At 56.2% G+C, this 25,040-nt stretch carries 18 protein-coding genes; 17 read left to right on the forward strand and 1 reads right to left on the reverse strand.

The features are described 5' to 3' along the window. The first annotated feature begins 4 nt into the window (after positions 1-4). From VGN67_RS03490 to VGN67_RS03510, 5 genes are read left to right on the forward strand one after another with little or no spacing between them, the layout of a single operon-like run. A complete protein-coding gene (locus tag VGN67_RS03490) occupies positions 5-1,510 on the forward strand; it encodes a RagB/SusD family nutrient uptake outer membrane protein (RefSeq protein ID WP_327485379.1) in 1,506 nt (501 codons plus the stop codon). A gap of 37 nt (positions 1,511-1,547) precedes the next feature. Continuing rightward, on the forward strand, positions 1,548-3,038 hold the full coding sequence (locus VGN67_RS03495) for an arylsulfatase (protein WP_327485380.1): 1,491 nt from the start codon (positions 1,548-1,550) through the stop codon (positions 3,036-3,038). A 55-nt stretch (positions 3,039-3,093) separates the two neighbouring features. Then, on the forward strand, positions 3,094-4,551 hold the full coding sequence (locus VGN67_RS03500) for an arylsulfatase (protein ID WP_327485381.1): 1,458 nt from the start codon (positions 3,094-3,096) through the stop codon (positions 4,549-4,551). Positions 4,552-4,578: 27 nt separating this feature from the next. Then, a complete protein-coding gene (locus tag VGN67_RS03505; RefSeq protein WP_327485382.1) occupies positions 4,579-5,982 on the forward strand; it encodes a Gfo/Idh/MocA family oxidoreductase in 1,404 nt (467 codons plus the stop codon). 27 nt (positions 5,983-6,009) lie between these two features. Continuing rightward, the gene (locus VGN67_RS03510) at positions 6,010-7,845 is read left to right on the forward strand and encodes a DUF5060 domain-containing protein (protein ID WP_327485383.1); all 1,836 of its coding nucleotides are present in this window, start codon (positions 6,010-6,012) and stop codon (positions 7,843-7,845) included. 13 nt (positions 7,846-7,858) lie between these two features. On the opposite strand, the gene VGN67_RS03515 is transcribed toward VGN67_RS03510, so the two are convergent. Beyond that, positions 7,859-8,725 carry a sugar phosphate isomerase/epimerase gene (locus VGN67_RS03515; protein ID WP_327485384.1) on the reverse strand — a complete coding sequence of 289 codons (867 nt, stop codon included), beginning with the start codon at positions 8,723-8,725 and terminating at the stop codon, positions 7,859-7,861. A gap of 148 nt (positions 8,726-8,873) precedes the next feature. Between VGN67_RS03515 and VGN67_RS03520 the strand changes: the two genes are divergently transcribed. The 12 genes from VGN67_RS03520 (at position 8,874) to VGN67_RS03575 (ending at position 24,670) form a co-directional block, all read left to right on the forward strand. Further along, complete coding sequence (locus VGN67_RS03520; protein WP_327485385.1) at positions 8,874-9,989, forward strand: hypothetical protein; 1,116 nt, start codon at positions 8,874-8,876, stop codon at positions 9,987-9,989. 40 nt (positions 9,990-10,029) lie between these two features. Then, the gene (locus VGN67_RS03525) at positions 10,030-11,442 is read left to right on the forward strand and encodes a sulfatase (protein ID WP_327485386.1); all 1,413 of its coding nucleotides are present in this window, start codon (positions 10,030-10,032) and stop codon (positions 11,440-11,442) included. 119 nt (positions 11,443-11,561) lie between these two features. Further along, positions 11,562-12,200 (forward strand): RNA polymerase sigma-70 factor, encoded by a 639-nt coding sequence (locus tag VGN67_RS03530; protein ID WP_327485387.1) that lies wholly within the window; start codon positions 11,562-11,564, stop codon positions 12,198-12,200. 52 nt (positions 12,201-12,252) lie between these two features. Further along, positions 12,253-13,248 carry a FecR domain-containing protein gene (locus tag VGN67_RS03535; RefSeq protein WP_327485388.1) on the forward strand — a complete coding sequence of 332 codons (996 nt, stop codon included), beginning with the start codon at positions 12,253-12,255 and terminating at the stop codon, positions 13,246-13,248. Between the two features lie 6 nt (positions 13,249-13,254). Continuing rightward, positions 13,255-16,725 (forward strand): TonB-dependent receptor, encoded by a 3,471-nt coding sequence (locus tag VGN67_RS03540; protein ID WP_327485389.1) that lies wholly within the window; start codon positions 13,255-13,257, stop codon positions 16,723-16,725. Between the two features lie 41 nt (positions 16,726-16,766). Further along, the gene (locus tag VGN67_RS03545; protein WP_327485390.1) at positions 16,767-18,167 is read left to right on the forward strand and encodes a RagB/SusD family nutrient uptake outer membrane protein; all 1,401 of its coding nucleotides are present in this window, start codon (positions 16,767-16,769) and stop codon (positions 18,165-18,167) included. Between the two features lie 6 nt (positions 18,168-18,173). Continuing rightward, a complete protein-coding gene (locus VGN67_RS03550; RefSeq protein ID WP_327485391.1) occupies positions 18,174-18,683 on the forward strand; it encodes a fasciclin domain-containing protein in 510 nt (169 codons plus the stop codon). An 18-nt stretch (positions 18,684-18,701) separates the two neighbouring features. Further along, the gene (locus VGN67_RS03555; RefSeq protein WP_327485392.1) at positions 18,702-19,844 is read left to right on the forward strand and encodes a hypothetical protein; all 1,143 of its coding nucleotides are present in this window, start codon (positions 18,702-18,704) and stop codon (positions 19,842-19,844) included. Between the two features lie 176 nt (positions 19,845-20,020). Beyond that, positions 20,021-21,499: a hypothetical protein gene (locus tag VGN67_RS03560; protein WP_327485393.1), complete on the forward strand. Its 1,479-nt coding sequence runs from the start codon at positions 20,021-20,023 to the stop codon at positions 21,497-21,499. A gap of 85 nt (positions 21,500-21,584) precedes the next feature. Further along, the gene (locus VGN67_RS03565) at positions 21,585-22,973 is read left to right on the forward strand and encodes a hypothetical protein (protein WP_327485394.1); all 1,389 of its coding nucleotides are present in this window, start codon (positions 21,585-21,587) and stop codon (positions 22,971-22,973) included. A gap of 114 nt (positions 22,974-23,087) precedes the next feature. Continuing rightward, a complete protein-coding gene (locus VGN67_RS03570) occupies positions 23,088-24,359 on the forward strand; it encodes a hypothetical protein (RefSeq protein ID WP_327485395.1) in 1,272 nt (423 codons plus the stop codon). A 125-nt stretch (positions 24,360-24,484) separates the two neighbouring features. Continuing rightward, on the forward strand, positions 24,485-24,670 hold the full coding sequence (locus VGN67_RS03575; RefSeq protein ID WP_327485396.1) for a hypothetical protein: 186 nt from the start codon (positions 24,485-24,487) through the stop codon (positions 24,668-24,670). Positions 24,671-25,040: the final 370 nt, after the last annotated feature.

Below are 25,040 nucleotides of genomic sequence, written 5' to 3' on the forward strand. Positions count from 1 at the left end.
GACCATGACTCTCAATAAAATATATCTGATCGCCGTACTGGGTTGTCTGGCCGCTCTGGTCACCTCCTGTAACGAAGAAAAATTCCTAAGCGAAGCGACTTTCTCCACCCAGACGGTTTTGGCTCCCTCATCCAATAAGGACATCGACGACTTTGTCCGGGGCGGGTACTTCAACCTCAAATCGCCCGGCGACTGGGGCATTCTGGATTTGACCAAAGTCCACAACACGCTGGTTACGCACGTAGTGGAGCAGCAACCCTTTGCCGACGGCAGCCGGAACGGGGGTTCCAACGTTCAGCCCCTTTACCTGCGCCAGAATACCGAGAACGCCATCACCGCCATCGGATACGGGTTTCGTGGCGCGTACAATGTGCTGCAATCGGCCAACAATGTTTTGGAATACTACCAGCAGGCGGGCGGAACAATCGTGGACATCAACGAGGCTTGGGTGCCACGCATCAAAGGGGAAGCCTATTTCCTGCGGGCCTTTGCCCACTTTTACCTGACCCGCGTTTTTGCGCCACCGTTCAGCAGCCAGCCTACTGCCAAGGGTATTATCCTGAAAAAGACTCCCAATGTGTCGGCGACCAGCTTCGATGCCCCCAGCACTAACCAGGAAACCTACGATCTCATCATCAGCGATTTGCAGCAGGCCATTCAGTTGCTGCCGGAAAAATACATCCCCGGCGTGCATCCCGAAACCTACCAGGATCGCGCCCAAAAGGACGCCGCCCGCGCTTTGCTGGCCGAGGTATATTTCATCATGGGCAAGCAGTACTGGCCCAAAGCGCTCGAACAGTGCAATGCCATTCTGGGGGCCAATAACAGCAAGTACCCGCTGGTCAAGACCGACCTTCGCAAGAATATTTTCAATTTACAGGGATTGGGCTTGCGCGCTTCCGAAACGATCTGGCACGTGTCGTTCTACTACCGCAACGCCTGGCGCACCCCGCGCATGAGCGGCCTGTACACGGGCAATGCTACCAACCGTCAGCGGGGCATCGCCCTAAGCAGCAGCATGACCGACGCCCTGGGCTGGAATGTTCCCGCCGAGGCGGCCAAGGATCTGCGCTACCGCGACTGGTTTATCCGCTACAACGCAGGGGAAGACCCGCTGTACAAGTCGGATTACAAGGAGCCGTACCACATTTGGAACAACAAGTACCAGAATGCGGTCGCCAACGTCCCCATGTTCCGCTCGCCGGAATTCCTGCTGATGCGGGCGCTCATCAAGTTCGACGGGGGCAATACGGCCGAGGCGTTGGCCGACCTGAACCTCACGCGCCAGCGGGCGGGCCTGCCGCTGCTGAGTGCGGTGACGCTCAAAGCCATCGACGACGAGTGGTACAAAGAACTCAGTTTCGAGGGAGCCGAACTGATGTACCTGCAGGCCCAGAAGCGCCCGATTCCGTCCGGCGATCGCCAGGGAAGCGACATTCCCTACGACGATCCATCGATGGTATGGTTGTTCCCAATGGCGGAGTTATCGCGCAATCCGGCTTTGAATTAAGAGAGAGTTCGCACCTTTTTTCAATTACTGCAGATTCATGTTTTACCAAAAGATACACTATCTCGCTCTGGTTCTGTTGCTGTTCGCCCTTTTTAGCGGGCCTCCGGACCAGGTTTTGGCCGAGGGGCATCCTCCCAAACGGGCCACTCCGCCCAACATCGTGTACATCCTGGCGGATGACATGGGCTGGGGCGATCTGTCAGTGCTGGGGCAGCGTTCTTTCTCCACCCCCAACATCGACAGACTGGCCCGACAGGGCATGCTATTTTCCAATCACTACGCGGGGTCGGCGGTGTGTGCGCCTTCGCGGGCATCGCTGATGACGGGGCTGCACACCGGGCACAGCCCCATTCGCGGTCACAAAGCCCTGCCGGGCGTGGGCGTGGTGCCGCTCGAAGACCGATACGTCACCCTACCGGAAGCCATTAAGGTCAACACCAGCTATGTGACAGGCATGAGCGGGCGCTGGCACTTGGGCGGCGAGCTCACGAAACAGACGCCCTACGACCGGGGCTTCGACTACCATTTCGGCAAGCTTAGTTCAGATTACCCCAACCGGGTGGGCCAAATGATCGACGATTTGTGGGATGCACAGGGCCACCATCTACCCTACGCAGGCTATAAGGCGATCAATACTGAACCCATGTACCTCAACGGCAGATTGTTCGACTTGACGTCAGCGGACCTGAAAACACGCCCCATTATCATGGACAAAATCGTGACCACTAAGGCGATGGAGTTTTTGGAAGCCAACCAGGCCAAACCTTTTTTCTTGTATGTAGCCTACGCCCTGCCACACGACCCGATGGAGTACCACGCGGAGTTTCCAGTCAAGAATGACATCCTGCCCGAAAAGGAAAAAGCCTTTGTATCGATGATGCAGGCCCTGGACGGATACGTGGGGAGGCTACTGACAAAGCTCGATGAACTGGAACTGAGCGAGAATACCGTCGTGATATTCACAAGCGACAACGGGGCACACCATGAGGGTGGCCACGACCACGCCTACTTTAAATCCAACGGTCCGTTCCGGGAATACAAGCGGTCGTTTTATGACGGGGGGATGCACTCCCCTATGATTGTGCGCTGGCCGGGCAAGGTGAAGGCGGAGAGCCGGTCGGATCATCTGTCGGCTTTCTACGACGTGCTGCCTACGGTCTGCGAGATTGCGGGTGCTCCTATTCAGCAGCGGACGGATGGCATTTCCTTCCTGCCGGAACTGCTGGGCCAAAAGCAACCGCAGCACGACTACCTCTATTGGGAATTCAACGAATCCATTGATTTCAAGAAAAACCAGTACAAACAGGCCGTGAGAATGGGGAGATGGAAAGGGATTTTCACGATCCTGAAAGATAAATTCGAGCTGTACGACCTCGACAAGGACGTGGGAGAGCGCAAGAACGTAGCCGATCAGTATCCCGCCGTGGTTGCCCGGATTCGGGAAATCATGAAAAAAGCGCACGAGCCTTCGTCGACTTTTCCCCTGACTAAAAGCGAACTGGCGGCGGCGGGAATCACGCCGGAATGAACTGTTACCGATACGTTCAAAGTAAACCTGATTTAGGATGCATAACAATAAACTTTTGACTCTTGCCTTATCGGTCGCCCTACTGCTGGCAGGTTGCGCAGCACAAACGCAGCATGGTGCTCGACACGCGGCAGGCGAAATCCCTGGACCCAATATCGTTTTCATCCTCGCCGACGATATGGGCTACGGGGATTTGGGCTGTTACGGGCAAGGCCGCATCAAAACCCCACATATCGACCAACTGGCCCGGGAGGGTATGCGCTTTTTGGCGCATTATGCGGGTTCCACGGTGTGTGCGCCTTCCCGCTGCGCGCTGATGACCGGGATGCACACGGGCCACGCCTCCGTCCGGGGCAATGGGGCCACCGGCAATGGGTCTCCTTTGCCTGATTCGGCCCTTACAGTGGCCGAGGTGATGAAGCGGGCGGGGTACGCCACCGCCATGATTGGCAAGTGGGGACTGGGCAATGATGATACTTCCGGAAGACCGGATCGCCAGGGTTTCGACTTCTACTATGGGGTGCTGGATCAGATTTTGGCCCACAACTTCTACCCGGAGTTTTTGCTAAAAAATGGCAGGAAAGAGAACCTGCGGAACGAAGTAGTTTATAAGGACTCGACCCACTGGACGAAGGGCAAAGGAAGCTACGCCACCAAGAAGGTGGATTACGCCCACGACCTGTTTATCAAGGAGGCCATCAGCTTTATCGATGAAAACCGGAGCAAACCTTTTTTCCTGTACCTGCCCCTGACCGTTCCGCACAACAACGGCGAGGCTCCCGTGGGCGAGCGGCAGGAGGTGCCGGAACTGGGCATCTACGCCAATCATCCGTACCTGACCGAAGCGAGTGCCGCCATTCAGCAGGAAACCAGGGCCTACGCGGCCATGGTCACTCGCATGGATCGGGACGTGGGGCGTATTATGGAAAAACTAAGAAGTTTGAAAATAGATAAAAACACGATCGTCATTTTCGCCAGCGACAACGGGCCGATGCCCTATTCCCACCAATTTTCTGCATTTTTCAGCAGCAACGCCCAATTCAGCGGCTACAAGACCGATTTGCTGGAAGGGGGCATTCGGGTGCCGCTTATCGTGCGCTGGCCGGGCAAGGTGAAGGCGGGCAGCGTGAGTTCGCACCCTTCCGCCTTCTGGGACTTCCTGCCCACGATGGCCGAGATCGCCGGGCAGAAACCACCCGCCGGAATCGACGGAATTTCGTACCTGCCCACGTTGCTGGGCCAGCCGCAGACCCCGCATCCACACTTGTACTGGGAATATGAAAACCAGCAGGCCGTCCGCCTGGGTATCTGGAAAGGGATACGCGTTCACCCGACTCAGATTAGCCCCATGAAGTTACGACTTTACAATTTGGCTGAGGACATTTCCGAGCAAGTGGACGTGGCAGATCAGTTCCCTGACGTGGTCTCGCAAATGCAGGCCATTATGGAGCAGGAGCATGTATATTCGCCTCTCTATCCTTTCAAAAGTGAGGTGTCTCGTAACAGACCCTGACTTCAACCCCTTTCTTTTTAGAAAACCATGAACTACTCCGACAGTAACAAAACCAGAAGGCGTTTCCTGAAAAATATCACCGCTGGAGCGGCCGCCCTGACTGCCGCTCCAGCGGTACTGGCCGCTTCTTCTCGTCAAAAATTATTTCTTGAAAACAGAAACTACGATGCCCGTCCCTACGCTGCCAACGACCAGATCAACATCGGATTGATCGGCTGCGGCATCCGGGGCGTCCTTGACATGAAGTTTTCGCTGGAAGTACCGGGTGTGAAGCTGGTGGCGGTCTGCGACCTCTACGACGGTCGGCTCGATCGCGCCAAAGAGCTTTGGGGCAACGACCTCTTCCTCACCAAGGACTACCGCGAACTGCTGGCCCGCCGGGACATCGACGCCGTGTTCATTGCTACCCCTGACCATTGGCACCAAACTATGTTCATGGACGCCCTGAAAGCGGGCAAGCACGTGTACGGCGAAAAACCGATGGTGCAGCAATGGGAACAGGGCCAGGCGATTATCACCGCCCAAAAAGCCAGCGGCAAACTTTGCCAGATCGGCAGCCAGGGAATGTCGTCGCTGGGCAACGAAAAGGCCAAACAACTTTACGAGGATGGGGCCATCGGCGAGATCGTGATGTTCGATTTTTTCAGCGACCGCTACACCACCGAGGGGGCCTGGCAGTACCCCATCCCGCCCGACGCCAACCCGCAGACGGTGGACTTCGACGCCTTCCTGGGCAACGCGCCCAAAGTACCCTACGACAACACGCGCTTTTTTCGCTGGCGCAACTACCGCGACTACGGCACGGGCGTAGCGGGCGATCTTTTCGTCCACGCTTTTTCCAGCCTCAACTACATCCTCAGCTCCCACGGCCCCGACCGCGCCCAGGCCACCGGGGGGCTGCGCTACTGGAAGGACGGCCGCGACGTGCCGGACGTCAGCATCACGCTTTACGATTTTCCCAAGACCGACACTCACGCGGCTTTCAACGCGGCTTTTCGCATCAATTTCATCGCCGGGAGCGGCGGCAAGGGCGGTTTTCGACTGATTGGCACCGAGGGCGACATGGAGGTGAGCCAGACGTCCGTCGTGCTGAACCGCACGAAACTGAGCTTGATGCCGACCCCCTACGCGCTGGGGGCTTTTACGGAGGCCACGCAAAAGAAAATCCTGGCCGAATACGCCGCCCAAATAGAGAAACCCCGCGCCTCGGCCCTGGCGACCGGAAGCACCGTGTGGGAAGCTCCCGCCGGGTACCGGGGCGGCAACTACGACCACACCGCCAATTTCTTCAAGGCCATTCGCGGTGAGCGCAAAATCATCGAAGACCCGACCTTCGGGCTGCGCGCCGCCGGGGCGGCTCTACTCGCCAACCACAGCTACTACCAGGAAAAGCCCGTCCGCTGGAACCCTGAAAAAATGAAAATGATCTGATTTCTAACCAAACCCTAAACCCTTCCTATGAAAGTACTTTGTCGTCTGCTCACGTTTGCCTTCAGCCTCTTTCTGTTCTTTTCCTGTAAAAGTACGGAAGGGGACAGCCCGATTGAGTACCCGAAATGGCAGACCGTAACGCTTGACTTTCAGGGTCCTGCCACCTCGGAAACCGACGCCGACAATCCCTTCCTGAATTACCGCCTTGTGGTGAACTTCAAGCACGAAGGCGTCGAGTACGCGGTGCGAGGCTTCTACGCCGCCGACGGCGACGCCGCCAACACCAGCGCCGACAGCGGCAATGTGTGGCGCGTCCGCTTCACCCCCGGCCGGGAAGGTACTTGGGAATACGCCGCCCGGCTGGAACGGAGCAACGGCATCGCACTCGCCGACCCGGCGGAAAGCGGGGAATCAGTAACGCTGGAAAACGCCGAAGGCAAATTCCGGGTAGTAGCCGCCGACAGCAGCGGCAGCGATTTCATGGCCCACGGGCGCCTCATGGCCTCCAACGGTTATTTTAGGTTTGGTGAATCAGGTGATTACTGGCTGAAAGGTGGGACCAACAGCCCGGAGAACCTGCTGGCCTACGCGGATTTTGACGATACCTACCGCATGGCGGGGGTCAACAAAGAGAAAGACACCCCGGCCCCCACGGCCATCCACGCCTACGCCCCGCACCTGAACGACTGGAAAACGGGCGATCCCTCCTGGAAAAGCGGCAAGGGCAAGGCGCTGATCGGCGGCATCAACTATCTGGCTTCCAAGGGTATGAATTCGATGTACTTCCTTACGATGAACATAGGGGGCGACGGCAAGGACGTGTGGCCCTACCGGAATCCCGAGGGCTTTACCCGCTTCGACGTGAGCAAGCTAGCGCAGTGGGAGATCGTTTTCCAACATATGCAGTCGCGGGGGCTTTTCATGCAGATCGTTTTGCAGGAAACCGAAAACGAAACCCTGCTCGACGGCGGCGACCTGGGGCCGATGCGGCAGCTCTACCTGCGGGAAATGGTGGCCCGCTTTTCCCACCACCCGGCCCTCAACTGGAATTTGGGCGAGGAAAACGGCCCCGCCCACTTTTCGCCCGTCGGGCAAAACGACGCCCAGCGCAAGGCCATGACCCGTTTTCTCAACAAAATCGACCCCTACCGTCACCCGGTGACGGTCCATACCTTACCCACGGAGGCTGCAAAGAAGGAAATTTTGGATTCTTTACTAGGTTTTGCCGATCTTGACGGAGTAGCCCTGCAAGTGTCCGAGCGCAGGGAAGCCGCGCAAAGTGTGCTGAACTGGAAAGACCGCTCCCGTCAGGCGGGCCACGAATGGCTGGTGACGATGGACGAAATCGGCAAGTGGGACGTCGGGGCTAAGTCTGACGCTGAAGACCCGACCCACGAGACCCTGCGCGGCGACGTGCTGTGGGGTACTTTACTTTCCGGCGCGTCGGGCATCGAGTGGTACTTCGGGGCTTTCACCAAAGGCAACGACCTCACGCTGGAAGATTGGCGCTCGCGCGACCAACTCTGGACCTTCACCCGCTACGCCCTGGATTTTTTCCAAAAAAACCTGCCCTACTGGGAGATGCGGCCTGACCACAAGCTGGCGATGGCCGACGGCGCTTTTTGCCTGCGCAAGGCGGGTGAGGTGTACGCCCTTTATTTCCCCAAATCAGCCAATCACCGGATAGATTTGAAAGAGACCCAGGGCCAATTTATGCTTCGCTGGTACGATCCTTTGAAAGGGGGAACTCTGCAAAACGGTTCCGTAACCACCGTTCAGGGAGGAAAAATAGTCGATTCGGGCAATCCACCGGGCAAAAACAACGAGCAAGACTGGGTAGTCCTGCTCGAAAAAGACAACTAAGTTTTAGACGGACTTAAAGGTTTTTCAAGTAAGTAATACTGTTTTTCAAAGTACCGGGATTGGATTCCATTTCCACGAAGACGAGTTGGAGGCCGGCTTTTTTACCCGCCGCGAAGAACTCCTTCCAGTCCGAAATGCCCTGCCCCAGCACGACTTCCTTGGTTTTATCCTGCGGGGAATAATCCTGCAAGTGCGCCGAGATGAACCGCCCGGGGTACTTTTTGAAATAATCGGCGGCCTTGTAGCCCGACCGGATGGCAGCCGTCTGAAACTGCATTTTAACCAAAACAGGATCAAGCTCTTTCAGGATCATATCGTACACGGGCGCGCCGTCAATCTTCAGGTCGAATTCTGAATTATGATTATGATAACCCGTAACCATACCCGCTTTTTTGATCTTTTCACCGATTTGGTTCACTGTCTCACAGCGGGCTTTCAACTCGTCCGGTTTATCGGTGGAAAGGCCGCCCGAAAATACCATATGCTTCAACCCCATTTGCCGGGCAAAGTCGATGCGATCGTCCAGGTTGTTTTTCATTTCTTCCATTGTAAAGTGGCAACTGACGCAATCGAGGCCCGAATCGTCGATGATCTTTTTCAATTCTTTGCCCGAGTACTTCGCCAGCGGCTCGAAGCCGTACTTGAAGTAGCCCGACGGCGAACACATCTCCACCTGCTCGTAACCATAGCCTTTCAACCGATCCAAAGTACCTTTCAGGTCTTCCGCAATTTCTTTCTTGACCACAAAAGACTGAAAACCAATGGGTATAGTAACCGCCTTGCGCGGGGCAAAAGCGGAAAGCGATTGGGGCAGGTGGGCCAGCAGACCTACCGAGGCAAGCCCTGTAGCCCCCTTGCCCAAAAACTGTCTTCTTTTCATAATTTTACAAGTCAAAAGGTTTGTTCGGAATAAATACTCAGAAAGAAAATGGGGAGAAGATTTTGGAAACCTATTTTCCCAACCAAAATAGGCCGATGCAATAATAACAAAAGTAGCTGAACTTTTTTAAAGCCTTTAATAAGTTATCATGTACCGTCGAGAAGCCTTACTTTGGATTGGCAAAAGTGGCTTGCTGCCGTTTGTGGCCAAGCTACCCGAATTTTCTATCCGCTCCGTTACCATTGACCTCAGCGAAGTCCGGCGGCGGATAAACGGGCATTTTGCCTCGCTGCTTTCCTCGGAAAGACCTTACGGAGCGTACGGAACCACCTCTTCCCAGGAAGTGGATCTCTACGCATCCTGCGATGTGGCGATTGCCCGCCACATCATGGGGGAAGCGCTGGCTGAAACGCTTACGGAAGATCAAAAGCAGCAGTGGATTGATTACATCAACAGCTATCAGGCACCCGAGGACGGCAGCTACACCGCACGCTTCGGGCATTCCAAACTCCACGCCAACGGCATGGTCATCGGGGCCCTGGGCGTACTGGGCGGTAGACAGCGCTATCCGGTTCGTTTGTACGATGCCTTCGATACCGTGGAGGAGGCAGTTCCCTGGCTTGAACAAATCGACTGGGCCAAACAATGGTCAGCGTCGCATCTGTTCTGGGGCGGCATCCACTGTTATAGCCTCAGTTCCGCCTGCACCGTTGCCTGGCGGGAGGCAGTGTTTGCCTGGCTTAATAAAAATCTGGACGGAAAAACGGGCTGGTGGCGAAAAGGTACGACTTACACCGACCGCCACCAACCCCTGGGTGGCAGCGTCCACATCCTGCCCATGTACCAGCACCATGACCGCGCTTTTCTTTACCCTGAGCGGGTCATCGACAGCGTGCTGGCCCTGCAACTACCCAACGGCCGCTGGCTGGATCGACCCAACCCGAAAGTGAAACGGCAGCACGTGATGCACTACCTGGAACTGGATGCCCTCTACGCGCTGCAGTACATGGGAACGCTGGCTCCGGGCTACCGGACGAAGGAGATTGGTAAAGCCGTGCACCATTACGCCGATATGGTAGTGAACTACTGGAACGACCCGCAGAGCGATTGGCAGAACCAGCACCCGCACCAGATTCTATCAATGGTGGGTACTTTTGGTTTATTGCAAAAACTCCTGCCGGAGCGTTTTGTAGATACTACCCCCTGGACGGACATTTTCAGCGACATCCGTCTTTACGATACCAGCGCGGTGGAGGTGTTGTGAATGAATTCAAATCAAATTTTATTGTAAACCATTCTACCCTATGAAACGATTCATTTTTATCGGCCTGTTCCTTTCGGCCGCGCTGGCCTGGGGGCAACATGCCGATCAGTCCCGCAGTACCGCCCCCAACATTCTTCTCATTCTCTCCGATGATCACAGCGTTCCCTTCCTGGGTATCTACGGCAATAAAGACTTGAAAACGCCCAATCTGGACGGGTTGGCCCGGCGGGGTGTACTGTTTCAGCGCGCCTATACGGCCGCTCCCCAGTGTGTGCCTTCCCGGGCCTCCATTCTCACGGGCCGCAATGTAATAGACATCCGCATGAGCCGTTTTTCGGCTCCTTTGCCCCGGCAGACCCTCACCATCCCCGAATTCCTGGCACCCCAAAATTATTATAGCGGCATTTGCGGCCGCCCCTACCATCTGGACGGCTCGGAAAAGAAGCCCGAAGAAACGGTTGCCGCTTTTGAAAAGTACCACCTCGTCACGTTTCCCGATCGGGTCGACTACCTCAATACGGGTGCTGACGACAAAGTACTTGGGCAGTTCAAAGAGTTTCTCAATCAAGTGCCTGGTGAAAAGCCGTTTTTCATGTGGATGAATTTCAGCGATCCGCACCGTCCCTTTACAGCCGACGATTTTGAGCCTGATCCTCAGAGTTTACATATACCCCAAAGTATGCCTGACACTAAGGAAGTGAGGAAAGATCTTGCTCAGCATTACGGCGAAATCATGCGAATGGACAGGCACGTGGGAGAAGTACTGCGGGAGCTGGAAAATAGGAATATTGCCCAAAATACCATCATCATTTTCATGGGGGACAACGGCGCGGCTTTACTGCGGGGCAAGGGTACTTTGTATGATGTGGGGCTTCACGTTCCACTAATTGTGGCCGGGCCGGGGCTAAAAAAGGGAATTTCAACCGATGCGCCCATTTCCGGGATCGACATTGCCCCTACCATTTTGGCCTTGGCCGGGGTTGACAAACCCGCTGAAATGACCGGGCAAAGCTTTTTGCCCGCGCTGAGGGGAGAGGCTTACGACGGTCATGACTACGTTTTTGCCGCCCGGGTTCCCCACTCCTCGGGGTTGCCTCAAAACACCGCCTATTTTGACCTGAGCCGGACGGTCTTCGACAAGAAGTACAAAATGATTTACAACGCCCTGTGGCAACTCCCTTATTCACCCGTGGATTTAAGCGGACATCCCCTATGGAAGGATTTGGAAGCCAGAAAGAAAGATGGAAAGCTGGAAGAAAAATTCGGCAGGATTTTATTCTCAAACCCCAGATCCATGTTTGAGTTGTACGATCTGGAAAAGGATCCCTACGAAATGTACAACCTGAGCGGCCAACCGGATTATGCAGAAACTGAACACCGCCTGAAGGCAAAATTGCACGAATGGATGATCGTCAGCCAGGACTACCTCCCCCTACCCATTCCTCCGAAATAGCAATAGGGGTAGGGAATGAATTTCTCTCCGATACGCAACATAACCTGGCAGGCTATCGCGGCTGGGGTTGACAGTATAAATCATTATCAGCCTACTTCTTTTAAAAAAATCGAATGGTCATGCAGGAAACCAAACCTCTTGATGGTGAAGTCCCGGCGGAAGAGACAATCCCGAACGGACTTTCCGTTGATCCCGAAGAAGCCCTGCTCAAACAACTTTTTTCGCTAAATCCCGAGCAGGGCTTTACGCGTCTTTTTAGAATCTACCAGCCCGTGCTGTGTCAGCACGCCTTCCGGTTTGTGCATGACCAGGAAATGGCCCGTGATTTGGTGGCTGACGTGTTCACCCATTTTTGGCAGCACGAAAATTATCGTAAAGTGGAAACTTCGTACCGTGCCTACCTGTTCCGGGCGGTGCGCTTCAAGGCGGTCACCCAGTTGCGTCATCAGCAGGTACATCAGCATTTTGTAAAAGTCCAGTCCGACCCCCAATCCGACGGGACGGTGGAGCGGTTGCTTCACGAGCAGGACCTACTGCATTATATCGAGCAGACCCTAGACCGACTTCCGCCCCGCTGCCGACAGGTTTTCACCATGAGCCGATTCGATGAGAAAACCTACGCCGAAATTGCTAACGAACTTTCCATCTCGGTCAAGGCCGTGGAGGCCCACGTGAGCAAAGCCCTGACCGCTTTCCGAGCGGCCTTGCGGGACGAGTGGCCTCTGCTTGCAATAATCCTCGAAAATTTTTTATTCTAAGAGGTAGGGTAGGGCAGCAGTTAAGCGACTGTAGCGTATAAACCACTCTGCTATGCCAACCCACCTACATCCCAAAGACCTCAATACCTACCTGGACGGAGACCCAAATCCCGCACTTCGAAAACGCGTGGAAGCCTGGCTACAGGCTTCTCCGTCGAATCAGGAAAAGTATTTCCAACAACTGGAAGCCCGCGAAAGGCGCGACCTATGGGTCGATTCCCAAACCGAAAACGAACTGGCCCAGCTGCTTTCGAATCTGCAAGCCGACGATTCGAACTCCGGACCGCAACCGACGATTGTCCGGTCGCTGAACCGCCGCTGGTGGCTGGCCGCCGCCTCGGTCGCCTTTCTGCTTTTGACCGCCTATGGATTCCGTGACCAATTACTTTACAAGGAATACAGTGCCGGGTACGGCCAGTTGACTCGGGTCGAGCTGACCGATGGGAGTTCAGTAGAATTGAACGCCAATTCTGTGTTGCGCGTGAGCCGCCTGGTTCGCTGGCAGGCCGTGCGGCGTGTGGAACTTGCGGGCGAGGGATTTTTTTCCGTCGTTCACACTAAGGATGATCGCCCGTTCGTGGTGCAGTTGCCCGATGGGACGCAGGTCGATGTGCTGGGAACAGAATTCTCTGTGAGCAGTCGGCGCGAAAAAACGAAAGTGGTTCTGGAACGCGGCTCGGTGCGGTTAACCTACACCCAACACCAACTGAGTCGGCAAAAGATGCTGAAGCCCGGCGACTGGGTCGAGGTGGCCAAAGCGGGTTTGGTACAAGAAGGCCGTACGACCCGCCCCGAGCAGCTGACGGCATGGCGCAACCATCAATTTATATTCGACCACACGGATATAGGTCAAGTCGCGCTCCAGCTCACCGATCGCTTCGGCGTCCCCGTTGTCATCGCCGACCCGGCCATCGCTGAACGCACCATCACTGGAACGATCGAGGCCCGCACCGCCGACGAACTCCTCACCGCCCTCGAACGTCTCATCCCCGTGCGGATCGACCGCCAAGAACAGCGCATAACTATGTACGCCAAACCCTTGAATTGATTTTTTATGAAAACATTTTTCAAAACCTACGCCCTGAACCTAGTCGGGCTACTGCTGTTCACCAACCTGCTGCTGCCCGCTACCGCCCAAACACTGGCCACGGCCCGGCAAACGTTTGCGGCCAAAGCCAAAGCCGACGGCGCACAGCAAAAGCGCCTGAAACTCTCCGAAGCACTGGCGATGGTTCGAGCGCACTACAAAATCTCGCTTTTGGCCGAGGACAAAGTGGTGGGTGGCCTGTACACTAGTCCGCCGCTGCTCTCGCGCAACCAGCCTGAGCGTATTTTGAAGAAACTGGTCGAACCGCTGGGGCTGGCCGTGGAAAAAATCAATCAGACAACCTACCTGATTCTCGATCCCAAAGAAACTAAATCCAAACCAACCTCCCAGGTCAATACTACGGAACTACTTACGCCCGCAATACCGGGGGGGGACATTCAACCGCTGGGCGCATCGTCGATGTTGGTTTCGACTTCCGGTTTGCGGGCGGTTATCGATCGTACCATTTCGGGCGTGGTGACGGGCGATGACGGAGAAGAACTCCCCGGCGTGAGCGTAGTGGTGAAAGGAACCAGCCGGGGTACCATATCGGGAGCCGATGGCCGCTACCAGTTAACAGTTCCGGAAGGTGACATTACGCTGGTGTTTTCGTCGGTTGGCTTCGTCACACAGGAAAGAACCCTCGGCAATCTTTCAAAACTTAACGTGACCCTGGCCTCCGATGACAAAATCCTCAACGAAGTGGTCGTGGTGGGCTACGGTACCCAGAAGCGGGCCGACCTGACCAGCGCCGTGGCTTCGGTCAGTGGCGAGGATTTGCAAAACATTCCCCTGGCGAGCGTCGATAACCTATTGCAGGGACGGGCGGCGGGCGTGCAGGTGGCGCAGAGCAGCGGCCAGCCCGGCGGTGCGCTCACGGTGCGCATCCGGGGCAACTCCTCCGTGCAGGGCGGCAACGACCCGCTTTATGTGGTCGATGGCATCCTGATCCAGTCCAACAGCGTGGACCGCCTGGCCGACGGCGGCTCGGGCAGCAGCCCGCTGGCCGACATCAATCCCAACGATGTGGAGTCGATTGAGATTTTGAAAGATGCCGCCGCCACGTCTATCTACGGAGCACGGGCCGCCAACGGGGTCGTCCTCATCACCACCAAGCGCGGCAAGGCGGGCGCGCCCAGCATTAAGTTCAGCGCCTACACGGGTACGCAGCAGATCACCCGCACCATTTCGCAAATCAACGCCGACCAGTACCGCGCTTACGTCCGTGAATCCTGGGCCAACTCCGGGCGCGACATCCGCACCGGCGACCCCATCGCGGCCCTGGACACGGTCAATTTCGACAACGACTTCTACTGGCAGGATGCTCTTTTCCAAAAAGCGCCCATCAAGAACTACGAGATGTCGGTCAGCGGCGGACAGGACAAGATCAACTACTACGTCAGCGGGGGGTACTTCGACCAGGACGGCATCATGCTGAACTCGAAGTACCAGCGCATCACGGCCCGCTCCAACGTGGAGTACCGACCCAGCAAGCGGTTTACAATTGGCAACACCTTTACGTTCAGCCACAGCAACAGCAACCGCGTCAGCGAGTCCAACCGCGACTCGCGCGGCGTCATTTTCCGCACCCTCACCCGTCCGCCCACCGATTCGCCCTACGACGACAACGGCAACCTGCTACCCAACAACCCCATCACCACACTAGTGGCATCGTACCAAAAGACTGGTTCCAACCGATTGATTAGCAATTTGTACGGTGAATACGAGCTTCTTAAAGGATTGCGGTTTCGCTCCTCCATTGCTCTGGACTACCTGGCCTTCAAGGAAGATCGCTTTTATCCCCAAATCATTTTCTCGTTCGGTTCCGCCAAGCGCACCGGGGCCGCGCAGCTTACTCAGCAATTTAACTGGATCAACGAAAACACGCTTACCTACACGCGCCAGTTTGCCCAAAAGCACAACGTCACGGGCCTTCTGGGCTATAGCCAGCAGCAGAACAACACCGAAACCATCGGCGGCGAGGGTTCGCTTTACTCTACTGACTTGATCCCGACGCTGAACGCCGCGCCGCAGCGTGAGTCGCTTTATACCACCAAGACGGTTTACGGCATCGAGTCGTACTTTGCCCGCGTCAACTACGACTACGAGGGAAGGTACCTGCTCAGCGCCACGGCCCGCTACGATGGCTCGTCGCGCTTTGGGGCTAACAACCGCTTCGGATTTTTCCCCTCGGCCTCGGTCGGCTGGCGCATTTCGGAAGAGGGTTTCCTAAAAGGCAACCGCACCATCAATGACCTGAAGCTGCGGGGCAGCCTGGGCAAAACGGGCAACCAGCAGATCGGCAACTTCGCCGCGCGGGGGTCGCTGGCCATCGGGGCCGACTACAACGGACAGGGCGGCGTGGCTCCGGCGGGCAACGGCCTGCCTAATCCCAACCTAAGCTGGGAAAGCACCACGCAGTGGGACATCGGCCTGGATTTGGCACTGTTCAATAACCGCGTGACTTTCACAACCGACTATTACCACAAGCGCACCGACGACCTGCTGTTCAACCAGGTCATCCCCACCCAAACAGGCTACAATACCATCGCTGTCAACCTGGGGTCGATCGAGAATAAGGGCTTCGAGTTCGACCTCGGCACCCGCAACTTTACGGGGGCTTTCAAGTGGTCCACCTCATTCAACATGGGCTTCAACCGCAATAAAGTCCTTAGTCTGCCCAACGACGCCGACATCGTGACTGGACGGGCCGTGCTGCGGGTGGGCCAGCCCATCGGCAGCTTCTACGGCTTTCAGCAACTGCGTGTGTTCCCGACCGATGAGGACAACACCAAGCAGCTCCGCTTCAACGGTCCCACGGGCTTTATTTACAAAGGTGGCGACGTGGAGTTCCTGGACGCCAACGGCGACAATATCATCAACAACAGCGACCGCGTGATCCTGGGCAACCCCAACCCCGACTTCACAGGCGGCTTCACTAACAATTTCTCCTATGCGGGCTTCGACCTGAGCGTGTTCTTCAATTTCTCCTACGGCAACGATGTCTTCAACGAACTCCGCCGCGACCGCGACAGCCACCGCCTGGGTACCGGGGCTGGGGCCTCGACCGACGTGCTGAACCGCTGGCGCAATCCCGGCGACATCACCAGTTTTCCGAAAATCTACGTGGGAGATTCCCGACAGAACGGCCGGCAAAATTCGTCATACTGGCTGGAGGACGGCTCCTTCATCCGCCTCAAGACGGCTTCGCTGGGCTACACCTTGCCTACCGCCCTGATTTCCAAATTCTTCGCAAAGTCGGCGCGGGTGTACGTGACGGGGCAGAATCTACTGACCTTCTCGCGCTACTCCGGCCTGGATCCCGAAGTGGTCAATACCTCTTCCAATGCCAATGGGAATGCCATCGAGTACGGCGTCGATTTGGGTTACTACCCGCTGGCCCGTTCGGTCATTGTCGGGATTAATGTGGGTTTTTAATTAAGATAATCGTTTTGTAAAGCGGGCAAAAAAAATTTCTCATGAAAAAAATACATAAAACAATAGCCGTACTGAGCGTGATGACGGCGCTGCTGAGCGCCTGTAATGTGCTGGACACTAAACCTGTCGATAGCATCACGCAGGATAATTTCTGGAACACCCCCGACGAAGCCAAAGCCGCCGCCGTGGGTCTGAACGATGGCCTGCAGGACGTCACCATGTGGGTGGGCGTGTGGGGTGACCTGCGAGCCGATATTTTCAGCAGCAAGCGGGGCAACCTCGTTCAGTCATTGGTCGATGTCATGCAGAACAATCTCTCGGCGGGCACCCAGTACGGTAACTGGACGCGGCTCTACACCGTCATTGGCCGGGCCAACTGGATGCTGGCCAACCTCTCCCGCGTGCCGAACTTGAACCCAGGCCTTCAAAGCCAGTACATGGGCGAGGCAGCCTTCGCGCGGGCATTCAGCTACTATTACGCCGTACGGCTCTGGGGCGACGTGCCGCTCATCACCGAGCCTTACACCTCGGCCACCACCAATTTTTTGCAGCCCCGGGCGCCCAAAGCCCAGGTACTGGCGCAGATCGAGAAGGATATCGAACTCGCCATTGCCCAACTGCCCACCGTATATAGCACCGTAAGCGAGACGAAGGGACGGCCCACCCGCTGGGCTGCGCTGGCTCTGCAAACCGACTACGCCCTGTGGATGGCAAAAGTGGAAGGCAAAACTGATTTTTACGCCAAAGCACTGGCGGCGGCCAACCAGATTATCGACACGGGCGGCTTTTCGCTGGTGCCGGGAGCGGCTTACGGCAATTTGTTCTCTGTCAAGAATCAGCCCGAAAGTATCTATGAAATCCAGTTCAATAACTCCCAGAACGAGTTGCAGGAAAACGACTCCCCGGCCTCGCTCACTTCGTACGCCCCGTTCAGCGCCTCCAATCGGCTGCTGATTCACGAAAAACTCCTGGCCATCTTCGAGCCGAATGACTTGCGGGTACCGGCTATTGCGCTCGACATCACGACCAGCTTTCCGAAGTACATCAAGTACCGGGGCTCGCCCACGGGGATTCAACAACTTACTTTTTTCGACGCCAACATCATCATTTACCGCCTGGCCGACATCATCTTGCTTCGGGCCGAGATGCTCAACGACCAGGGCCGCACCGCCGACGCCCTGGTGGACCTGAACCGCATCCGCAGCCGCGCGGGATTGCCCGCCAGCACCGCCACCACGCAAGCGCAGGTGAAAGATGCCATCCTGAAAGAACGATATGTGGAGCTGTGCGTCGAAGGCAAGCGCTGGTTCGATTTAGTGCGCAACGGGGTCGTCACCCGCGAGCTACCTCTCATCACCGATCCGGCCAACTACCTGTGGCCCATCAACGAGGGGCTGCTGAACGCCAATCCCAGCCTGGTTCAAAACTCTTTTTACAAATAAGCTATCATGAAAAAAAACCTGCCTTTCCTCCTGCTGCTTTTGGCCTTGTGCGGAGGTTGCCAAACCTCCTTCGAGTATGAGCCATCCCCCCAGCGGCCTAGTGGCCAGATCGACGCCAGCATCGTTGGTTTCCTTAAAAGTCGTCCCGATGCCTTTAGTCTGCTCGCGCAGGCCATCGACCGGGCGGGTCTGGCCAGCACTCTGAACGGGGGTACCTTTACGCTCTTCGCGCCCGACGATGTGGCCTTCAAAGCCTTTTTGGGAAATAAAAAACTGGAAGACATTCCGGTCGAAAGTCTGCGAAACACCCTGCTGCTGCACATTCTGGACAAGAAGGTGCTGTCCTCCGACCTGACGCTCGACATCGTACCCTACCCTTCGCTGCTCAAGGGCCGAAGCATCAACCTGAACCGCAACGAAACCTTCACCATTACGGCCAGCGGCAACCGGGTGTTCGTTTCAAATCTCGAACCCACCAACGGGGCCATCCATGTGATTCCGTCGGTGCTGCGGTAATCTGCTATAATTCATATCATGAACAGAAGAGAAAATCTAAAATCCATCGGTGTGGGTGTCCTGTACGCCGTATTCCCACTTTCCCTGTCCGGATTCCCTGCGCGTAAGAAAGGCAGCAGCTACCTGCTTTCCCAAAAAGCGGACGTCCTGCGGTTCCTGGAAACCACCAGGTACCCGGATGAAGGCTGGGGACGCTGGAGGTACACCGTTTTGATGGACAGGAAATACGCCCTGGAGTCCTCGGCCATGGGGATCGGAATCCTGGATACCTTGGGTGAGCTGGATGCGGTGCCCCAGGCCCAAAAGGAGGAGGCCATCTCATTTTTTCAGTCTACCTGGCACCCGGACGAGCTATACTACATTGATCCATTGGTCGGCGAGCAGGACCGGATCAGCGACCGTCACTCGTGGGAGCACATTTGGGCGCATATGTCGGGAGCGGCGCAGGGCGCGCTCAATCAGCTTGGCGCTACGCCCAAGTCCCGGGGCGACAAGGCCCCTTTCGTGGACCTGCGCGAAGTGGACGTCCGGGACTGGATTATGAGCCTGGATTGGTCCAATCCCTGGCTGTATGGCGAACGGTTCACGAAGGTGGTGCGGTTCTACTGGGATAGCCTGCCCGATGCCAAAAAATCCCTCACCGAACCGACCATTCAGCGAGCCTTCGCCACGTTGGAAGGGCATATTATGGATCCAAAAACCGGACTGCCCATGAAGCAGGGCTGCAAAAGTAAGGAAGTGGGCATGGCGGGCTTGTTTAAGCTAATCTCCGGCTACCAGGCCGTGGGAAAGGAGGTGCCCCATGCGGAGAGAGCCCTGGATTCGGTGTTGGCATTGCAGCAGCCCAACGGTCAGTTCGGCAGCAGCGGCAACTCCCCCATGACCATCAACTGGGATTCGATGAAGGTGCTGAAAGATCTGAACCAGCAGTTGGACCACGGCTACCGATTTGAGGATATACGCGATGCGGGCAACAGGATGGCTGAGTTCCTGTTGAAAGTCCACAAGAAAGCGGATGGTGGTTTTTCCTACTTTCCCGGCGAATGTGCGTCGGCACATAACTCGGTGCGCGTATCGGAGAAGGGACCTGTGGGAGATATGGAAGGGACGAAATTTAGCCTGTACTGCTTTTCCTACGCCGATGAATGGAATGCTCGTTGACTGAGTGAGACCTTGGAATTGGCACAACGGCACGCCGAATGTATGTTATACTTCTTGCATTTTTGTTTTTTACCGGAAATAATCATCTTATGCCTATTTCGTTCCTCTGTCAAAACCTCCGCTGTTTTTGTCTGCCGCTGTGCCTGTTACCTAGCATTCCGGTAGTAGCGCAGACGATGCACATCTCCGGATCCCGCTACAATTCGTCCGATAAAGTCGCTGTGTTATCCGCTGGGCAAGGGAGCGCCCGGCAGGACAAGCGCGATTATTTGTATTACGTCCAAACCTTTGCCGATACGCTGTTAGCTACCGGACTTGACACTTACGGCCCGGCGTCCACGCCCATGTGGGCTGCCGTCATAGATGCGCGTGACCGAACGGTACCCATCAGGGGCGTGCCCCCGACCGCAGGGGTGCGCTCCTCCGATCGGGCCGTCGGGGGAGCCAATTACTACCACGACGTAGTTACATTGCGGGTATTCGATGAACTTACGAAGATCACCGGTAGTAATAAGTACCAAAAGGCCTCGAAAGCCTACTCCCAGGCATTCATAGAACGTGCGCAGCACCCGGCCACGGGCCTTTTAGGTTGGGGCGAACACTTGTACTACAATTTCTTTACCGATACGGTTTCGGTGTCCGAAAGCCGGATGATTGAGCAGATGCCGGGTTTTCTAATGCCCCATGAGCTGATCGAGTGGACGCCACCCTGGCCGCGCTTGTGGGAGGCCGACCCGGTCCGCACCCGGCAGGCCATCGAAGGATTGCAATACCATTTCACCGGCCCCGATCCACAAACGAACCTGTTCAACCGTCACGCCGTTTGGAACAAGAGCACATACCAGAAGGTCATCATGCCCTGGATCAAACACGCCGCGCTGTACGCCTATTCCTACGCTTTCCTGTACCAACAAACCGGCGATGCCACCTGGAAGGAGAAAAGCTGGCAAATCGGCACCCTGTACTGGAACCTGCGCGACCGTCGCACCAATCTGGTATTGGGCTGTCTTTACCATGCCTCCGAACCCGAAGCCGGAAAGACCGCCAGCCTCAGCAACACGGCGTTATATGCCTACTGGCTTTACAAGGCAGGGGAGCTGTGTGCTTCGGACGAGATGAAACGCCAGGCGGTCACGCTGCTGCTGGCCTATGATAAATACGGCTGGAACGAGGCGCAACGAAATTATTACAGCGAGGTCAACCTGGACGGCAGTCCCGTTAAAGGCGCACCCTGGTCCACGCCCTGGAAAGAAGGCTACGGCACGTCCAGCCTGCTCACCCTCAGCCGGGTAGCGGCGTACATAGCGGCAAAAGGCGGGGCTAACGAACTGACCTCCATCGTGAAGAAGTCCCTAGCCATAGCCAACGGCCAATCCTTGCCGGACATTTACAACGACCAGAATCTGGGGGAGGCCATTCACGCCAATTTGGAAGGGTACGAATTGACCAAAGACAAACAGTATCTGGAACAAGCCCAGCGATACGCCGATATGGCCGTTGCGTTTCTGTGGAAAGACGGATTGTTCGTCCGCCAGAAAGGGGATAATTACTATGAGGCCAAGCTGGGGACGGGGGATCTGCTATCCGGATTTCTTCGACTGCACGTCGCACTTAACAGCAAACCCCGCGAAAATTCTACGGACTGGAGCTTCTGAACCAGTAAAGTTAGGAAAGGTACCCCACCGACCTGAACATTATCCCGTTTTTATGAGAAAATTGCCAGATTCCGTAATTTACTCCATGAAAAAATCATTCTGGGCAGCGGGAATCTTCTTCCTTACGGTTGTGGTCGGCCTCGGTTTTAGTCAAAAACAAGAAGAAGGTACTCCCATTCTTTATCGAAAAGTACCCATCCCGCAAGCTTTCCTCACTACCACCGACGGGCTTACCTACGGGGGCGACCTCCGCATGGGCGACCTGACGAACGACGGAAGGGCCGATTTCCTGGTCTACCGCGCCGCCAACTCGGTGGGCGGCGGGGCCGTGCAGCCCTGTTTTATCGGCGCGTTTGATGAAAGCGGGAAGGTGCTTTGGCAGAAAGGGGCGGGTGGCCTACAGCCCAATCGCCCTGGTCCAGTGACAATCTTCGACATCGATGCCGACGGGAGTAACGAGGTCATCACCTTTTTTGTGGAAGAGGGGAAAACCGTAGAGCCACAAAGCATGGCGAACGTATCCGTCCAGATCCTGGACGGGAAGACAGGCCGCGTGAAGCGGCAGGCCAATCCACCCGAACTGACTTCAAGCCAGGGGAAAGGCCCCAATTGGGTACACCAGCGCATCCTGATCGCTAACTTGCGGGGGAAGTCCAGCCCGCAGGATTTTATCGTCAAGCTAGGCACAAAGATCATTGCGTTCGATAACGAGTTGCGGGTACTCTGGACCTACGAAAACCAGTGGGACGAGTACGCCAACTGCCCAGCCTACGTCCCTGCCCTGGGAGACATGGACAACGATGGGCGCGACGAAATCAACGGCGGCTACTACGTGCTGAATGCCGGGGGGCAGCCGCTTTGGGAAAAGAAATTAGGGAAGAACATGGACGCCGTGGTCATCGATTACTGGGACGACCCCAAGAAAAAGCGAGCTTTCTGCTCGGGTTTCGGCCATGTGATGGACCAAGAAGGCAACGCTGTCCTGAATCTGGGCGAGGCACTCGTGCCGCATGGGCAAGAGTTACGCGTGGCGCATTTCGACGATGCCGCGCCGGGCCCGCAGATGATGATCCGCTACAACGGCCACCACACCGATATGATGCTGGTGGGGCAGGAAGGGGAAATCCTCCGCAGGTTTAAGGTCAATCAGTCGCCCAACAACACGGGCATGGACGTCATCTACTGGAATGGCCCTACGAAACCCGCCCACCTCTATAACGGCGGGGTGCTGTGGAGTGGCAAAGGTACCCTGGCGCACCAATTTCCCGCCCTGCCCGAAACGCAGGGCGATCAGCGACAGGGATGGTATCATTGCATTCCGGCCGATGTGGCGGGCGACTCCCGGGAAGAGGCCGTGCTGTACAATCCCTGGGACAGGTACGTATTCATATTCACTCCCGAGCCACTGCTACCCGAAAAATTTTCACGCTATCAGCCCAGCCCGCGACAGTACAATGTGCGGCTATTGGATTGAAGGATAGATTTCTAAAAGACCTCTATCAAATGAGGGAGAGCCAAGCCGTTAAATAGTAATCAAATGGGCCTTTTCTCAAAACAGGACAAACACAAACGCTTAATTTACAGCTAAATGATTCGTCGTAATTTTCTCAAAAACAGCCTGCTGGGCGGCCTGGGAATGGCTACCCTCCCTTCGATGCATTTCTTTCCCGCCGAAGAATTCCCTGTCGAGCGCATCACCGACGGCGCGCATCCTCATTGGTTCGGCTACTACGATAAACTACAAGTTGACCCCACGGGTCGCTACGCACTGGGGATGCAGGCCCCATTCGAGGGCCACACCCCCGGCCCCGACGACCCCTTGGAAATCGGCTTGATTGACCTACAAGACAACAACAAATGGCGCAAGCTGGGTACGTCCAATGCCTGGGGCTGGCAGCAGGGTTGCATGTTGCAGTGGCTGCCCAACTCTAAGGAAGAGGTCATCTGGAACGACCGCATCGACGGAGCTTTCAAGAGCCGCGTCCGCAACATCAGAACGGGCAAGGAGCGCATCCTGCCCAAGGCCATTTACGCCCTGGCTCCCAATGGGAAGTTCGCCGTCGGCACCGAGTTCAACCGTATCCAGAACCTACGGCCCGGCTACGGCTACGTGGGCATCACTGACCCTTATGAGAAAGAGAAGGCCCCGGCGGACATCGGCATTTACCGGATGGATTTGAAAACGGGCAAGCATAAGATGCTGGTCTCTTATGCCGAAATGGCCGCCGTCCCGCACCTGGGCGAGTCGGTGGACAACTACTGGCATTGGTTCAACCATCTGCTCATCGGCCCCGACAGTAAGCGGATGCTTTTCCTCAACCGCTGGCGGCACAAAGTGCAGGAACAGGACGGAGTCAAGACCACGCCCTTCATCACCCGCATGGTGACGATGAACACCACCGACGGCGGCGACCGCTACGTCATCGACCCTTCGGGTGATACCTCTCACATCATCTGGGACGGACCCGGGCGCATCCTGGCCTGGACCAGACCCGTGGGCAAGGAGTGGGGATTCTGGCTCATGGAAGACCACACCCAGAACAGCGAACACATTGGGGCGGAGGCCATGACTGTCAACGGCCACAACACCTATATTCCCGGCACCGACAACGAGTGGGTGCTCAACGACACCTACCCCGACGGCGACCGGATGCAGACGCTCTACCTCTACCACGTCCCCAGCAAGCGGCGCGTGATCCTGGGCAAGTTCCTCTCGCCGCCGCAGTACAAGGGCGAGTACCGCTGCGACCTGCATCCGCGCGCCAATCAGCAGGGTACGGAAGTATTCTTCGACTCTACGCACGAGAAACTGGGAAGGCAGATTTACCGGATCAGCATTGAAAAAATCATTCGCGTGTAAAGCTCACAGGGAGCGTCTCAGATTTTTCCGCACTCGTTTTTGTACAGAATATCAAATTTCTAAATCAGTTTTTCCTTATGTTTTCCATTCACTATCGCACGTAATGGCACTGCTCGCTTCTGCTTTTGGTTTCCTCTTTCGCCTTTTCCCAATCCAGCCAGTCCTTTGAGTTGCGCTATTTCTCGCCCGACAAGGCAGCCAACGGCGAAATCGATTTTAAAGGTATAACCGCCGTGTTCTCCACTGAGCAGCGGGTGGCGTTTCTGACGCAGTACGCCGACCTGGCCCGCCAGCAGTTCGACGACCCGTAACTCAATACCAAGGTGGTCACCGACGCCGAAGTGGCCGAAGCCCTGGCCCGGGTGAAAACCAAGCCCCAACCCCAGGTGCGGCAGCACCAGCCGCTGACCGACTGGAAGTACCTAGGCTACCGCGCCGGACAGCACGAGGAACGGCAACAAGACTTGGCTCGCTGGGAGCAAACGAAGGGGGTGACCCGCAACGACGGCCACCTACGGCTCGGCGGGTGCACGGAGCCGCTCACCTGGCGCTTTTCCAGCCAGGCCTGGCGCTTCACTGTGTCGTGGCGGGCGAAGGCTGAGACACAGCACGAGGTAAAATTCCAGCTTTCCGACCGGGCGCGCGTTCCGGCGGCTACAGGAACGATGGGCGGCTGTTTTA

It is taken from the genome of Telluribacter sp., from assembly GCF_035998675.1.
Lineage (GTDB): Bacteria > Bacteroidota > Bacteroidia > Cytophagales > Spirosomataceae > Telluribacter.